Below are 14,052 nucleotides of genomic sequence, written 5' to 3' on the forward strand. Positions count from 1 at the left end.
CCCCCCCCCCCGCCGCCCCCCCCCCCCACCCTCATAGTTCTGCTGGGCGAGATACTTTTCTCGCTGAGGCAGCCGCGTGGAGTGGCACAGAGAACCCAAAGAGGCCGGGAGTCGACCGCCGGGAACTCCGGCGGGTGAGCTGAGGGGTTGGTCCAGGGCAACGCAGGGCCGCGCGCAAGGGCAGGGATGCGCGCGTGGCGCAAAGAGGTGGGCAGGCAGCGGTTTTTCGCGCCGGGGCCGGCTGGCGTATTTGCTGACCTGTCCTTGCTGAAGGAACACCTGGAGCCGGCCAAGAAACAATTCGCAGACCGTCCGGTGAGCCGGGGCGTCGGGGTTGGGAAGTGCCTCGTGAGCTCTATAGCCACCGGGTCCGATCCCCGCGGCGGAGGTGTATTGCAGGAGGCGAGAACGTGGATGTCGGGGACCCGGTTGCCAGTTTGCAGCGGGCCGTGCAGGAGGCGGCTGCGGCCAGGGACGCCCTGGACAGGAAGGTAGAGGAGCTGGTGAGGGCCAGCCAGGCCCTGCACGGTGCCCTTGCTGCTCTCGCGGAGGCCTGGGAGGAGAGCGGTCCTTTGCCGGCCCGTCGCGCAAAGTGACCGGCCGCCGGCGCCGCGGAGCCTCCCGCGCCCGTCGTGGCGCTTCTCGAGGCAGCTCTCGATCTCTTGCTCGCGGTGCTCGGCTTGGATATGGGGGCTATCTGGCTCGCGCCCCACAGGGTCTCACGCGGCCTGCCGAAAGGAGCGATTCGGATCGGTGAAGCCGTGCGCGCTGCCGGCCTGACCATACCCTCTATCCAGGCGGTTCCCGACTGGGAAGCAGTGGGGGAAACCCACCCCGAACTGGCCCCGATCCGGGAGACCATGAGGCGCCTGGGCATTCGCGCCTCTATCGCCGTTTCCCTGGAGCACAAAGGGCGCGGGGGCGGGTTTGCCCTGGCGGCGCCGCGACCGCGTGCGTGGACCGTTATTCCCCGGGGTCGGCGAGTTCGGCCTTCTGGAGGTTTTTCGGAGGGTCTGGAAGACAGGCAAGCCGGAGCGCCATCCGGTTGCCCTGTACAGGGACGCCCGCCTGGAAGGCTGGCGGGAAAACTACGTCTACAAGCTCCCTTCCGGCGAGATCGTGGCCGTCTATGACGACGTCACCGAGCGCAGGAAAATGGAGGGGGAAATTCGCCGCCAGGCCGCCCGCACTGAGGCACTGGTGCGCACCGCCTCCCACCTCAACGCCCAGCTCGACCTGGTCCGCGTGCTGAAGGTGGTTTGCGAAGAGACCCGCGCCGCGCTTGATGTCCCTGTGGCGTCGTCATGTTGCACGACGACAAGCGTGACGTGCTCTACCTGGCCGCCGGCTCGGGCCTGCCACCGGGGTTTGCCGAGCGCATGAAGCCTCTCCCACGTGCGCTTCACGATGAGTACGTCCGCCAGATGGGCCCGGTGGTTGTGATTCCAGATCTCAGGGCCACTCCGGACCTCCCCATGGTGGAGCCGTGCTTCGATCACAACCTTCGCACCTGTGTGGGCGTCAGCATGCAACGGGACGGATACCTCGTTGGCGTTTTGGCCGTTGCCACCATTGGTGAAGTGCGCCGTTTCGCCGCAGACGAGCTGGCGCTGCTGCAAGGCCTGGCGGATCAGGCCGCCCAGGCCCTGGTGAACGCCCGGCTGTTTTCCGAGACGCGACGCCGCTTGAAGCTCGTGCAGGCCCTGCGCAACATCGACATGGCCATCACGGGCAGTCTCGACCTGCGCGTCACCTTCAGCGTCGCCCTGGACGAGATAACCGCGCAGCTGGACATGGACGCCGGTGCCATCCTGCTCCTCAACCTGCACACCCAGACGCTGGAATACGCTGCCTGGCGCGGCTTTCGCACGAGGGCTCTCGACCGGATCCGCCTGCGCCTGGGCGAGGGCTATGCCGGCCGCGCCGCCCTGGAACGACGCACCATTTACGTTCCCAACCTGCCCGAGGCAGGGCTCGAATCTGCTCAGGCCCCGCTCCTGGCCAGCGAGGGCTTCGTCCGCCGCAGCAGAAAGACAGCCGCCCGGGGGCAGTTACTTGCACGGGTTTGGGCAAGTGAAATGTTGGTCCAGGCATTGACAGGCGAGATGCCAGGTGGTGGGCCTTCATGTATGAGGTTGACCTCCCGACCGCAGGGGATGTGGAAGGGTCCGACTACAAACCATGGTGTCTGGGGAAAGCTCTGGGGCAAGCTGGGCCGGTCACCCGGCCCAGCACCTGTTTGCTGGGGGGATAAGCGGCCGTCATGGATTGCGGCACCTATGGCCTTCCAAAATACAACTTGCGCCCCCCGGCTCACGAGCCCTACAGGGAACATTCGTACCGGATCTTGATAGTGTTGTCAGAAAACCTGACGCAAGATGTTGACATTGCGGTCTGCTGTGACTAGAATTCGCATCAAAAGGAACATGGATCCGGGCCAAGTGCTGGTCCCGGGACGGGAGTGCGCCTAGGGTTCCGCGTCCCTGGCTAAATGGTGTAGCAACGCACCCAGGGATGGACTGGTCCAAGCGGCGCAATGCAGCGGATGCTGCAACACCGTGGGTAGCAGAAGACCCGAGCGGCAGGTTCCGTCCGGCGGAAGTCCGCGCGGGTCTTTTGCATCTCCCGGCGGGTTCCGGGACTGACCCGCTCGCGGACGAAGTGTCAACTGGCAGCGGTCAGCTTTACAGTGTGCGCGGCGACTGCCAGTGGTTACCATAGCGCGACGCGACGGGAAGGGAGGACGGTAGGAATGGGAACGCGGGTTTGGCCTCACCGGGGTGAGACTCGGGACGGAATGCGCATCCCGTCCGGGTGCGCAGTTGCCGGGGTGGCGAGTACAGGAGGGCGACTCATTTCGGGGGACACGGTAGTGTGCATGGTGTGTGCCATGCCGGAACGGACTAATGGCCTGGGGGCGGGATATGCCGCCTACGGGATATATCCGGACCTGGCCGACTGTTACGCCTTCCACCTGATGTACGAGGACGCCCGGGCCCGTGCGGCCGTCGAGGAGCTGTTGCAGGCAAGGTTTCAGGTGGAGGCTGCGGAGCCCATTCCCACCCGACCGAGAGTCCTGGTCGGAGCCCCGATCCTGTGGCGCTACTTCCTGAGAGTGCCGGAGCGGGTCGCTCGTTCGTGGGAAGAGTCCCATGCCGAACCGGCGGGCGACGGGCCGCGCGGAGAGGACGATTACGTGGTGCGGACGGTGATGGACATCAACAGCGGGATCCCGGGGGCGTTTGTCTTTTCCAGCGGCAGGAACATGGGCGTGTTCAAAGCGGTCGGTCACCCCGAAGCGGTGGCAGACTTCTTCATGCTCGACCAGTACCGGGGCTACTCCTGGCTGGGTCACTCCCGGTTTCCCACCAACACGCCTGGGTGGTGGGGCGGAGCGCACCCGTTCTCGCTGCTGGATTGGTCGGTGGTGCACAACGGGGAACTGTCGTCTTACGGGACGAACCGGCGCTACGTGGAGTCCTTTGGTTACCGGTGCACGCTACTTACCGACACCGAAGTGATCGTCTACCTGGTCGATCTGCTGGTGCGGCGGCATGGCCTGCCCCTGCAAGCGGCCTGCCGCATCCTCACCCCTCCCTTCTGGAGGGATCTGGATGGGATGGGCGAAGAGGCTGCGTGGCTCCGCACTGCCCGCATCATATACGGAGGCGCTCTGCTCAATGGGCCGTTTACCACCATACTGGGTCACTCCCGCGGGCTCGTGGGGCTGACCGATCGCCTGATGCTGAGGCCGCTGGTGGCCGCCACCCGGGGAGATCTGTTCTACCTTGCCTCCGAGGAAGCGGCCATCCGGGCGGTTTGCTCCAGCCCTGAACGGGTTTGGTCCCCGCCGGCGGGGGAACCTGTCGCGGTGGAGGTGGGGCTATCGCAGTTCGGCGTTTCGGCGGGGGTGGCCCGGAGATGAGCATTGCCACCCAGGACAGGATGCGTTACGCCTCCTACGTTCCGCCCGAATTCAGCATCAGGGTGGATGAGGCCCAGTGCAAGTCCTGTCACCTGTGTGTCCGCCAGTGTTCCTTTGGCGCCTTGACGTTCCGCGAGCGGGTGACCCCGCACGATACCAGCTGTGTGGGCTGCCTGCGGTGTGTGGCTGTGTGCCCCACAGGGGCGATCACCGTGGTGCACAACCCCTGGCCGCTGAAGCCGAACGATGCCTGGCCGGAGTGGGCAGTGCGCGGGATTTGGAGGCAGGCCTCCAGCGGGGCCAAGATCCTCACCGGATGCGGCAACGACAAGCCCTATCCCATCCTCTGGGACCACCTGCTGATGGATGCTGCCCAGGTTACCAATCCCCCTATCGATCCCCTGAGAGAGCCCATGGAACTGCGCACTTACCTGGGGAGGAAGCCGGAGCGCCTGGTGCCGGGGCAGACCCTGGAACCGCAGCTTCAGCTCGGGGTTCCCGTTATGTTCGCCGCGATGTCGTACGGGGCGGTGAGCCTGAACGTGCACCGGGCTCTGGCCATGGCTGCCCGCGAGATGGGCACCTTCATGAACGCGGGGGAGGGAGGACTGCACAGGGATCTCGGGCCTTACGGAGAGCACATCATCGTCCAGTGTGCGTCCGGCCGTTTTGGCGTGGACCCCGATTACCTGCGGGCAGCCGCGGCGGTGGAAATCAAGATCGGGCAGGGAGCAAAACCGGGCATCGGTGGCCACCTGCCAGGGGAGAAGGTGACGCCCGATATAGCTGCTACGCGCATGATCCCGGTTGGCACGGACGCCATCTCTCCCGCCCCGCACCACGACATCTATTCGATCGAAGACCTGCGCCAGCTCATCTACGCCATCAAGGAGGCCGTGGATTACCAAAAGCCCGTGGGGGTCAAGATTGCGGCCGTGCACAACGTGGCTGCCATCGCCAGCGGTATCGTCAGGGCGGGGGCCGACTTCATCACCATCGATGGTTTCCGCGGGGGGACGGGTGCTGCTCCTCTGGCTGTGCGGGATCACCTGGGTATCCCGCTCGAGGTGGCGTTGGCGGCGGTGGACCGGCGGTTGCGCGAGGAGGGGATCCGGCACCTGGTGTCGCTGGTGGCGAGCGGGGGGATTCGAAGCAGTGCCGACGTCTTGAAGGCGATCGCCCTGGGCGCCGACGCAGTCGCCATCGGCACCGCCGCCCTGGTGGCCCTGGGATGCCGGCTGTGCCAGAGGTGCTATACGGGCAGGTGCGCCTGGGGCATCACCACCCAGGACCCGGAACTGGTCAGCCGCCTGGATGTGGAGGCAGCGGCCTGGCGCCTTACCAACCTCCTGCGGGCCTGGAGCCTGGAGATCAAGGAGATGCTGGGGGCGATGGGGATCAACGCTATCGAGAGCCTGCGCGGCAACCGGGATCGACTGCGGGGCGTGGGTCTCGACCCGCTCACCCTGGAGATTCTGGGGGTGCAGCCCGCGGGCAGGTAGAACGATTCGCCACCCTCAAGTGACGGGGTGATCACGGTGAGTCCCACTGACGGAAGCGCTTGCACCATCCACGCGGGCGGGATGGACTTTCGCGAACTGGGGCGAAACATCCGCCAGGCGGTGGCAAGAGGGGCGCGTAACATCTACGTGCAGGATGTCTGCGGGCAGCGTTACATAGCCGCCGGGCTGACCGCGGACGTGTCCATTGTGGTCCGGGGGGTTCCCGGTAACGACCTGGGAGCGTTCATGGAAGGGCCCCGCATCAGGGTACTGGGCAACGTCCAGGATGCCGTGGCCAATACGATGAGCGGCGGCGAGATCGTAATCCACGGCGACGCCCGCAACGTGCTCTGTTACGCCATGCGGGGCGGGCGCGTGTACGTACGGGGCGACGTGGGTTACCGGGCGGGCATCAATATGAAGGCCTCTGGCGATCGGTGCCCCGTCCTCGTCGTGGGTGGGTCGCCTGGAGGCTTCTTGGGCGAGTACATGGCGGGCGGACGCATGGTAGTGCTGGGAACCGTCGCCGGGGATTGGACGGGGGCGGGCATGCATGGGGGCGCCATCTACATCCGGGGAGGCGTTAGTCCCCATCGCCTGTCTCCGGATGTACGGGTGTGCGACCTCGACGACGCCGACTGGGGCCAGTTGCGGGCAGACATTTGGGAATACTGTCGGTTCTTCGACCTGGATCCCGACCCGTTCCTGGCCTCGTCCTTCGTGAAGCTGGTGCCCAGGCGCCTGCGGCCTTACGGTGACCAGTACACCCACTGAGCGCGTCGCGGGCCGCACCAGCGCCGGTACTCCCCGGGGGACTGCTCACCCGGGTGGGTGTTGAGCGTGGGAGGAGGATGGTGGCACGGGGGGCGAGAAGACCAATGGCGGGCCGGGACGTGCCCGAAAGGTGGCGAGCAGTGTGAGCGGTGTGCGCGGGATGGGGCGAGGACGGTCAGGCGGGGCAGCGGGAACGGGGGACGAGGCCCGGGCGTGGGCCCTTGCCGAACGGGCCCGGGCCTGCCTGGATCAGAGGAAGCTGGCGGAAGCAGAAAAGCTGCTGCGCCAGTCCCTGGAGGTGGCCTTCACCCGCGCTGCCGCCAACAACCTCGCTCTCTGCCTGTATGAGCAGGGCGACGCTGAGGGTGCGCTGGCGATACTGGAGCAGGTGTTTCAGGGTGACGAGCTGTCCCCCTACGCCCATGCCCTGGCCTCTCTGGCCCATTCCCGGCTGGGCGATAAGGGGGAGGCCAGGGCTCACGTCCAGCACGGCATCGCGGAGTTCGACACCGGGCTACGTGCCCTCCGCAACGGCCCGCCCGAGTCCCTGAAGTCGTGGCGGGAATACACGGTGATGATCAAACGGGCGGCAGCGGCCCTGGAGGATCACCGCCTGGTGTACGACCTCTACCGCCGCTGGGAGAACCTGCACTGGCAACCCGAAGACGACTTCCTGGGGGGCGTGGCCGCCTTCAACCTGGGCAAATACCGGCAGGCGGCACGCATCTGGCGACGGGTGCGCGATCCCCAGTGGGAGTTCGTGCGCGCCTATGTGGCCGCGGCAGAAGCGGTGGCCGACGGGATAGTGCCCCCCTTCCCCATGGAGTACGACTACGGCTATGATGAGGAGGCTTTCGAGGAGGACGTACGCGTGATTTCAGCCCTGATGGAGGCAGACCCGGAGCGGGCGGAGGCTTACGTCCGTGAGAAGATGCAGCAGGCCCGCCTGCGGGTGCGGTTCCTGGGCCTGGCCTTGCTGGAGAAGGCGGAGAGCAGCCGGCAGGCGTTGGAGCAACTGGTTTATTACGGAGGGGAGTGGGGCATCGCCCTGGCGAAGCAGGTTTGCAAGGCGTCCATTCTCCCCGTGGAACTGAAGGCGGCTGCTGCGGAGGCTCTGGTGAGGCTGGGCGTGCAGCCGCCCGACCAGCCGGCCGAGATCATCCACGATGGCGAGCCGGTGCAAATCCAGATCAGGCAGATGGAACTCATCATGCGAACGGACCCCGAACTGGCGCGTCTGACCGAGAAGGCGATGCAGTTGCGGGACGCCGGCCGGCCCGAGGAGGCCAAGGAAATCCTGGAGTCGATGCTGGTGGACGGTCGGGCCTACCCTCCCGCCATGCTGACGCTGGCCAACCTGTACCGCAGCGAAGGCGACCTGGACCGGGCACAGTCCCTGCTGGAGATTCTGGGCCGCGCCTTTCCCCGCCACCCCATCGTGCAGTTCAACCTGGCGGGATTCTGGCTGCAAAAGGGCGACCCGGGACGGGCGCTCTCCTACTTCCGCCGGGTGGATCGCGCCGCCCTCCCCGCCGAAGCCCAGCCGAGATACGATGCCCTCGCCGCCCACCTGCGCGAATACTCCAGCCACGGTGCCCATCCCGCGACCATCCGCAACCGCGCCAGGAGGAAGCGCGGGAAGTGACGCTCCCCACTCGCCTGCGGCATTCGGTCGGTACCGGAGCGCCCGGCCGAGATCGACCTTGGGATCGCCCCCCCTACAGGGCCATGGTGGAAATGGCGAAGCTGTGTACAGCCTGCCTCCGAAGAAGCGAGGAGGTAGGCGAGGTTCCGAATCCGGCCCAGGTTCAGCCGTTGGAGTGGGGGGACCCTGATCTCGGGGAGCGCCGCCGCCTGCACGTGTGGGGGCTGGCTGGCATCGGATGGGGACGAGGTGACAATGCCAAATGGGGCGCCCGCATCATAAGGGAGGTACCGGCCGGCGAAGTGGTCGAGGTCGTCCGCGAAGAAGACGGGTTCGCCCACGTGCATGGCAGGCTGGTAAGGCGACCAGGAAAAGCAGCCCCAGCAGTGCGATTCCCTCGATGGCGCGCTCCCATCGTGTCTTCGCGATGGCCAGAATCGGCCGTACTGAACTCAGCTTGAGTCGCCTGCCCTCCCCTATCCCCCCGCATTGTATCACGTGGTGCTCCCTCCGACCGCGCCGTGGTGGGCAGGGGGCCGATAAGTCGGAGAGGCGCGACGCTCCCGGTATATAATACGGCGAGGGGGTGGTGCCCCTGCAACGGATGCGGGCAGTACTTGCGGCCCCGGTGGCGCTGCTTATGCTCGTCCTGCTTCTCGCCAGCGCGGGCTGCACCGGTTCGGCCGTGCAGAACGACGTCAACCAGCTCAAGGAACGGGTGGGAAAGCTCGAGCAGGAACTGGCGGCCCTGCGGGCTTCCCTGGATGCACTCACCCAGGAGCTGCGGGGGACCAGGGTCACCATCTACCTGCGGGCGCCGGGCGAGGATCTCCTGGTGCCGGTGACACGGACGGTACCGCACGGGGAGGACCCGCCCACGGCCGCCTTGCGGGCACTGGTAGCCGGACCGCAGCCCGGGGAGAGGGCGGAGGCCGTCCTGCCGGCAGCGGTGAAGGTGCGGTCGGTGCAGACGAAAGAGGGTACGGCCACAGCGGACTTCTCCAGTGACATCATGCGTATGAACGTGGGTTCCATGGGAGAAGCACTGGCGGTGGCCGCCATCGTCAACACCCTCACCGAGTTCCCCCAAATACGCCAGGTGCAGATCCTGGTGGAAGGTAGGAAGGTGGAGTCGCTTGCCGGCCACGTGGACGTCTCCCGCCCGCTGACCAGGAACGAGAAGCTGATCAAGCGCTGACATGGCGCGCAAAAGACCACCGGCATCCAGACAGGGAATGCTCATCTTTCCCAAAAGGGGGGCGGTCAGCCGGCGCCGGGGGTCTGGCCCATGTTGATTTCCGTCCTGTTCCTGCCCCTCGGCTATCGGAGATTCAGGCGCCAGCCCCTCCCGTAGCCCCCTGGTTCCGGCTCTCGGCCGCCGGAAGGGCCATCCGTGTCCGATCGCGTGGGGCGGTCCTGGTTGCCCCTGGTCATCCGCAATGCCGGCACAGCGCGGGAGGAGGATTGCCTCGTTGGGAGAAAGGATCATGGGGCACTTGCGTTATCCGCGGTGACCGGAAGGGGGGTCTGGGACGGTGCCGGGTGCGGAACCGGTCTCGGCCGGGGCAGGCGTGGAAATCCGCATGAGAGCGGAAAGGATGGCCGAAGCGTTTCAGGGCCGGGAAGAGGTGATGGCCCTGTTCCTGGGCGGATCCCTGGCCTCCCATACCGCCGATGACCACTCGGACATCGATCTCTACGTTGTGGCGCGCGAAGGCCGCCTGGAAGCGGTCCTCGGGTACTCGCGTGAGGTCCTTGCCTCCGTGGGGCGCCTGGTATTCTGCAAGCGGGTGGGCCACGGCTTCCCGATGGACGTCTTCGTATATGCGGACGGAATCCGCGGGGAGGTGGGGTACGGGACGCCCCGCTCGCTGGACGATCTCCACTACGGCCCCTATGTGGTGCTATATGACCCTGAGGGACTGCTTACCGAGCACGTGTTTCCAGGCCGGAGGGACCCGGCGGAACGCAAGCGTCAACTGGCCGGTTCGCTGGAATGGTTCTGGAGGGAGGCGCTCCTGGCCAGGGCGTACCTATGCCGGGGCGATCTGTGGTCGGCCGCCGCGCAGATTGAGGGACTCCGCAGGAGACTCGCCGGTATCCTCCGTTCCAGGCGCCCCGGCGGAGGAGACCCGGAGGAAGGCCTGAGCAAGCTGGGCAGGTACGTTCCCGACGGAGAATTGGGGGCTCTGAAGGAGAGTTTCTTCCGCTTTGACCCCCTCGAGATGGAGAAGGCCATGCAGACCCTCTGCTCCCTGGCCTGGGACCTCGGGCGGGAGTCTCTGGAGGACCCCACGCGGGAGAACGTGGCCATCCTGCGCGCCCTGGCTCTAGGTGAAGGAGCGGACAGGCCGGGGCCGGAAATGGCGTAGCGTGTTCGTCTGGGTGTGCCCGCAACAGGAGGGATGGTCATGCCCAAGCGTCTCACCCGTGCAGAGCTGCCCGTGGAACAAACCTGGAACCTGGCGGACATCTTCCCGACTGTGGAGGCCTGGGAAGCAGAACTGGCCGTGGTATCCGCCGACATGCCCACCGTGACCCGCTACGCGGGCAGGCTCAGCGAGGGGGCCGGCACCCTCCTCGCCTGCCTGGAGGCCCTGGAGGAGCTGCAGGAGCGGTTCGGCAGGGTCGCCTCGTACGCCTTGCTCAGCCAGTCCGCGGACGGCACCTCCCCGGCGAACCAGGCCATGGCCGCCCGGGCCATGAGCCTGGGCGCCCGCATCCAGGCCGAAACCTCGTTCATCCGTTCCGAGATCCTCGCCCTGCCCGAAGGAACCGTGGAAGATTACCTGGCCCGGGAACCCGGGCTGGCCAGCTTCCGCCGTTTCCTGGAGCGTATCCTGGCCGACAGGCCCCATGCGCTGAGCCCGGAGACCGAGCGGGCCCTTGCCGCATTGGGCGAAGTCCTCGATGCACCGGGGATGATCTACCGCCGCTCGAAGAGTTCCGACATGACCTTCGAACCGGTCAGGGACGGTCAGGGGAACGAGTTACCCATGTCCTTCGCCATCTACGAGGGTCATTACGAGCGTTCGCCCGACACTGTCCTGCGCCGCAACGCCTTCGCCTCCTTCACGAAGGGCCTGAAGGCCTACCAGAACACCTACGCCGCCACCTGGGCCACCGAGGTGCGCAAGAACGTGGTGATGGCGCGGCTCCGGGGCTATCCGTCGGCCACCCACATGATCCTTGACCGGCAGGAGGTCACCCTGGACGTTTACAACAACCTTCACGACATAATTCTCCACGATCTTGCCCCCCACATGCGCCGTTACGTGGCGCTCCGCCGGCGGGTCCTCGGCCTGGACAGGATCCTTTACTGCGACATCGAGGCGCCGCTCGACCCCGAGTTCAACCCGTCCACCACCTTTGCCGAGGCCGCCGAAATCATCCTGAAGGGCCTGTCGGTCCTGGGGCCGGACTACTCCGGGATCATGGCGAGCGGCCTCAGGAACCGCTGGATCGACTGGGGCGACAACATCGGGAAGTCGACGGGCGCCTTCTGCAACTCGGTATACGGCGTCCACCCTTACATCCTCATCACCTGGACCAACAGCCTGCACGATGTCCTCACGCTGGCGCACGAGCTGGGCCACGGGGGGCACGGCGTGCTGTCGCAGCGTCAGCACCTCTTGCTCAACAGCCGGCCGTCCATGTTCTTCATCGAGGCGCCGTCCACGCTCAACTCACTTCTCGTGGCCGACAGCATCCTGGCCGAGGCCACCGACAGGCGCGTCCGTCGCTGGGTCATCATGCAGTTGCTCGGGATCTACTATCACAACTTCGTGCGTCACCTCATCGAGGGTGAACTGCAGCGCCGCATGTACGCCCTGGCCGAGAAGGATGAGCCCATTACCGCCAGCGTCCTCTCCCGGGTGCAGGGGGAAATCCTGGAGGAGTTCTGGGGTGGAGAGGTCGAGATCGAAGACGGTGCTCGGCTCACCTGGATGCGCCAGCCCCACTACTACAGTGGCCTCTACCCGTACACTTACTCGGCCGGCCTCACCATCGCCACCGCCGTGGCCCGGGCCATCCGGGAGGAGGGCGAGCCGGCCGTGAAGCGCTGGCTCGAGGTGCTCAAGGCCGGAGGTACGAGGAAGCCGCTGGAGCTGGCCCAGATGGCCGGGGTGGACATGACCCGGCCGGAACCCATCCGCGCTGCAGTGGCCTACGTGGGATCGCTGGTGGACGAGGTGGTCAACAGCTTCTAGAGCGCACCCGAGGTTCTGAGACAAACGGCCGGGCCGGGAGGAGGAAACCGGCCCGGCGTGCGGCCTGCCCTCGGCGTCCCCTTACCCGATCCTCAGCGCCGCCGCTCTCCTGGAACTGGCGGAGGAAGAGGGCCGGCTCGACGCCTCGGCAAAGGAGCTGGAAGAAGCAGTGGCAGCAACCCGGGAGGCCCTGGCTTCCCTGGATGATCTCCTTGCCACCCTGCGCAGTGCAGCCAATTGGGGGATCTGGGATATGGTGGGTGGAGGCCTGCTCGCGACGGCCATCAAGCACTCCCGCATCGACGAGGCGCGGGGCAAGGCGGCTCTCGCCCAGCAGTCGCTGGAGCGGCTGCGGAGGGAGCTGGCGGACGTGGGAGCCCGGGTGGATCTCGGCGTCGACATCGGCAGCTTCCTCACCTTCGCCGACTATTTCTTCGACGGGCTGATCGTGGACTGGGTGGTGCAGTCCCGTATCAACGAGGCAAGAGGCCGGACCGAAGAGCAGCGGGATGCGGTGGCATCCATGCTGCCGAAGCTGGAGGAGGAGTTGCGCCGCGTCGCTGCCAAGACCGAGGACGTCCGCGCCAGGAGGCAACGTTTGGTGGAAGACACCCACATGCCTCGCTTTCCCTATACCGGTCCATAGCCGGAGAAGTCCGGGGGGGCGGGCCGTGGGCAAGTGGGGAAGATTTCACCGCTTCCGGGGCGACCGGACGCGTACTTTTTCACCACAACCCGGGTGGTGGGTGGGCACCGGGCCGGGAGAGGGGCTCTCCTGCACGCGGAAAGTGCCAGATAGGCGGCGCGGGGTGCCGGTATTCGACAGGAATGTGCTGCACCCCCCGGCGCCTTCGACCCGACGGATGCCCCGGAGGCCGGGTCACCCCCCTCAGGCGGGGTCTGATTCCCCAGGTGGGGAATTCTTCACCACTCGTCAGCCGGCGGTGTGAGGAAAAAACCACCACGTACCCTCACGGTGCTGACCCGGGCTCCGGGATCCGGTCAGTCTGGACCGACAGGCGCCGCTGCCGCACGGGTTTATCACTGATTCGAGTCTGGGCCGGGATGTGAGGGGGACGGCCGGGCGCTGGCCCGGGCCGCTGCACGTCCGCGCCCGGCACCGATAGTGGATGAGGAGGAGCGTGTCGGAGCGCCGGGGCAGTTCCTGGCGAGCAGGGGGGATGTCGGGGGGTGACTGGCAGGTACCTCGGTGTGGACGGGTGTCCGGGTGGTTGGGTGGTAACGGGGGTCGAGGGGGGTAGGCCGTCCGGTCCGGTGCTCCTGGGGACGTTCGCGGAGGTGATCGACCACGCGCACGGCGCGGCGCTGGTCCTGGTTGACATCCCCATCGGCCTGCCGGACGCGCGGCAGGGGCAACGCGGTTGTGACGTGGCGGCCAGGCAGGCGCTCAAGCAGCGCGGGTGCTGCGTGTTCCCGGCCCCCATCCGCGAGGTGGTGGAGTTGCCCGCAGTGTCCGGATACGAGGAGGCCTGCGCGCGCCAGCGCCAATTGGCGGGGCGGGGCCTGACCGCGCAGGCGTACTGCCTGCTCCCCAAGATCCGGGAAGTCGACCGGCTGATGCGGCCGGAGCCGGGCCTGCAGGAGCGGGTGCGCGAAAGCCACCCCGAGCTATGCTTTGCCGCCCTGAACGGCGGCCGGCCCATGCGGCACCGCAAGCGTGCTCCGAAGGGACACACGGAGCGGCTGGAGGTACTGCGGCGCCACCTGCCAGAGGTGGACGGCCTGCTCGACGGGGTATCCTCGACCAGGCGGCGGGGTGCTTACGCGGCCGACGACGTCCTGGACGCCCTGGCCCTGGCTGTCAGCGCCTGGCTCGGCAGCGAGCGCGGGTGGCGGGTGGCCCCTCCCCGGGGGCCGGAGCACGATGCCTGCGGGCTGCGGATGGAGATGGTCACTGCCTGCTGGGGGCTCGGCTAGCAGCCCCTTTTCCGCAGCGGCGGCAGGATGGGTGCGGGCGCGCACCCCTGAGGCCGG

Annotated in this window: 12 protein-coding genes and 1 pseudogene; all 13 read left to right on the forward strand. The window is 66.9% G+C overall.

Going from position 1 to position 14,052, the window contains the following annotated elements; translation table 11 throughout:
• Positions 1-410 precede the first annotated feature (410 nt).
• The 13 genes and pseudogenes from AB1446_05610 (at position 411) to AB1446_05670 (ending at position 13,995) form a co-directional block, all read left to right on the forward strand.
• Positions 411-596, forward strand: coding sequence for a hypothetical protein (locus AB1446_05610; protein MEW6546380.1), 186 nt, complete (start codon positions 411-413; stop codon positions 594-596).
• Positions 597-686: 90 nt separating this feature from the next.
• A pseudogene (locus tag AB1446_05615) lies at positions 687-902 on the forward strand (hypothetical protein).
• Positions 903-951: 49 nt separating this feature from the next.
• On the forward strand, positions 952-1,383 hold the full coding sequence (locus tag AB1446_05620) for a hypothetical protein (protein MEW6546381.1): 432 nt from the start codon (positions 952-954) through the stop codon (positions 1,381-1,383).
• Positions 1,305-2,351 carry a GAF domain-containing protein gene (locus tag AB1446_05625; protein ID MEW6546382.1) on the forward strand — a complete coding sequence of 349 codons (1,047 nt, stop codon included), beginning with the start codon at positions 1,305-1,307 and terminating at the stop codon, positions 2,349-2,351. The genes AB1446_05620 and AB1446_05625 overlap by 79 nt, the downstream gene beginning before the upstream one ends.
• A gap of 401 nt (positions 2,352-2,752) precedes the next feature.
• A complete protein-coding gene (locus AB1446_05630) occupies positions 2,753-3,925 on the forward strand; it encodes a glutamine amidotransferase family protein (protein MEW6546383.1) in 1,173 nt (390 codons plus the stop codon).
• Positions 3,922-5,427: a glutamate synthase-related protein gene (locus tag AB1446_05635; GenBank protein ID MEW6546384.1), complete on the forward strand. Its 1,506-nt coding sequence runs from the start codon at positions 3,922-3,924 to the stop codon at positions 5,425-5,427. The genes AB1446_05630 and AB1446_05635 overlap by 4 nt, the downstream gene beginning before the upstream one ends.
• Before the next feature lie 36 nt (positions 5,428-5,463).
• Positions 5,464-6,201 (forward strand): hypothetical protein, encoded by a 738-nt coding sequence (locus tag AB1446_05640; protein ID MEW6546385.1) that lies wholly within the window; start codon positions 5,464-5,466, stop codon positions 6,199-6,201.
• 142 nt (positions 6,202-6,343) lie between these two features.
• Positions 6,344-7,846 carry a tetratricopeptide repeat protein gene (locus tag AB1446_05645; GenBank protein ID MEW6546386.1) on the forward strand — a complete coding sequence of 501 codons (1,503 nt, stop codon included), beginning with the start codon at positions 6,344-6,346 and terminating at the stop codon, positions 7,844-7,846.
• Positions 7,847-8,435: 589 nt separating this feature from the next.
• A complete protein-coding gene (locus AB1446_05650) occupies positions 8,436-9,044 on the forward strand; it encodes a GerMN domain-containing protein (GenBank protein MEW6546387.1) in 609 nt (202 codons plus the stop codon).
• Between the two features lie 337 nt (positions 9,045-9,381).
• On the forward strand, positions 9,382-10,218 hold the full coding sequence (locus AB1446_05655) for a hypothetical protein (GenBank protein ID MEW6546388.1): 837 nt from the start codon (positions 9,382-9,384) through the stop codon (positions 10,216-10,218).
• Between the two features lie 39 nt (positions 10,219-10,257).
• Positions 10,258-12,057, forward strand: a complete 1,800-nt coding sequence (gene pepF, locus AB1446_05660) for an oligoendopeptidase F (protein MEW6546389.1) — start codon at positions 10,258-10,260, stop codon at positions 12,055-12,057.
• 169 nt (positions 12,058-12,226) lie between these two features.
• Positions 12,227-12,703, forward strand: coding sequence for a hypothetical protein (locus tag AB1446_05665; GenBank protein ID MEW6546390.1), 477 nt, complete (start codon positions 12,227-12,229; stop codon positions 12,701-12,703).
• Between the two features lie 545 nt (positions 12,704-13,248).
• Positions 13,249-13,995, forward strand: coding sequence for a DUF429 domain-containing protein (locus tag AB1446_05670; GenBank protein MEW6546391.1), 747 nt, complete (start codon positions 13,249-13,251; stop codon positions 13,993-13,995).
• Positions 13,996-14,052 lie beyond the last annotated feature (57 nt).

The sequence above is a fragment of the Bacillota bacterium genome (assembly GCA_040757085.1).
Lineage (GTDB): Bacteria > Bacillota > Sulfobacillia > JACIYH01 > JACIYH01 > JACIYH01.

Excerpts from the sequence above, each read along its gene's own strand:
- AB1446_05625 (MEW6546382.1), top strand. The coding sequence starts at position 1,305 with ATGTTGCACGACGACAAGCGTGACGTGCTCTACCTGGCCGCCGGCTCG.
- AB1446_05630 (MEW6546383.1), top strand. The coding sequence starts at position 2,753 with ATGGGAACGCGGGTTTGGCCTCACCGGGGTGAGACTCGGGACGGAATG.
- AB1446_05635 (MEW6546384.1), top strand. The coding sequence starts at position 3,922 with ATGAGCATTGCCACCCAGGACAGGATGCGTTACGCCTCCTACGTTCCG.
- pepF (MEW6546389.1), top strand. The coding sequence starts at position 10,258 with ATGCCCAAGCGTCTCACCCGTGCAGAGCTGCCCGTGGAACAAACCTGG.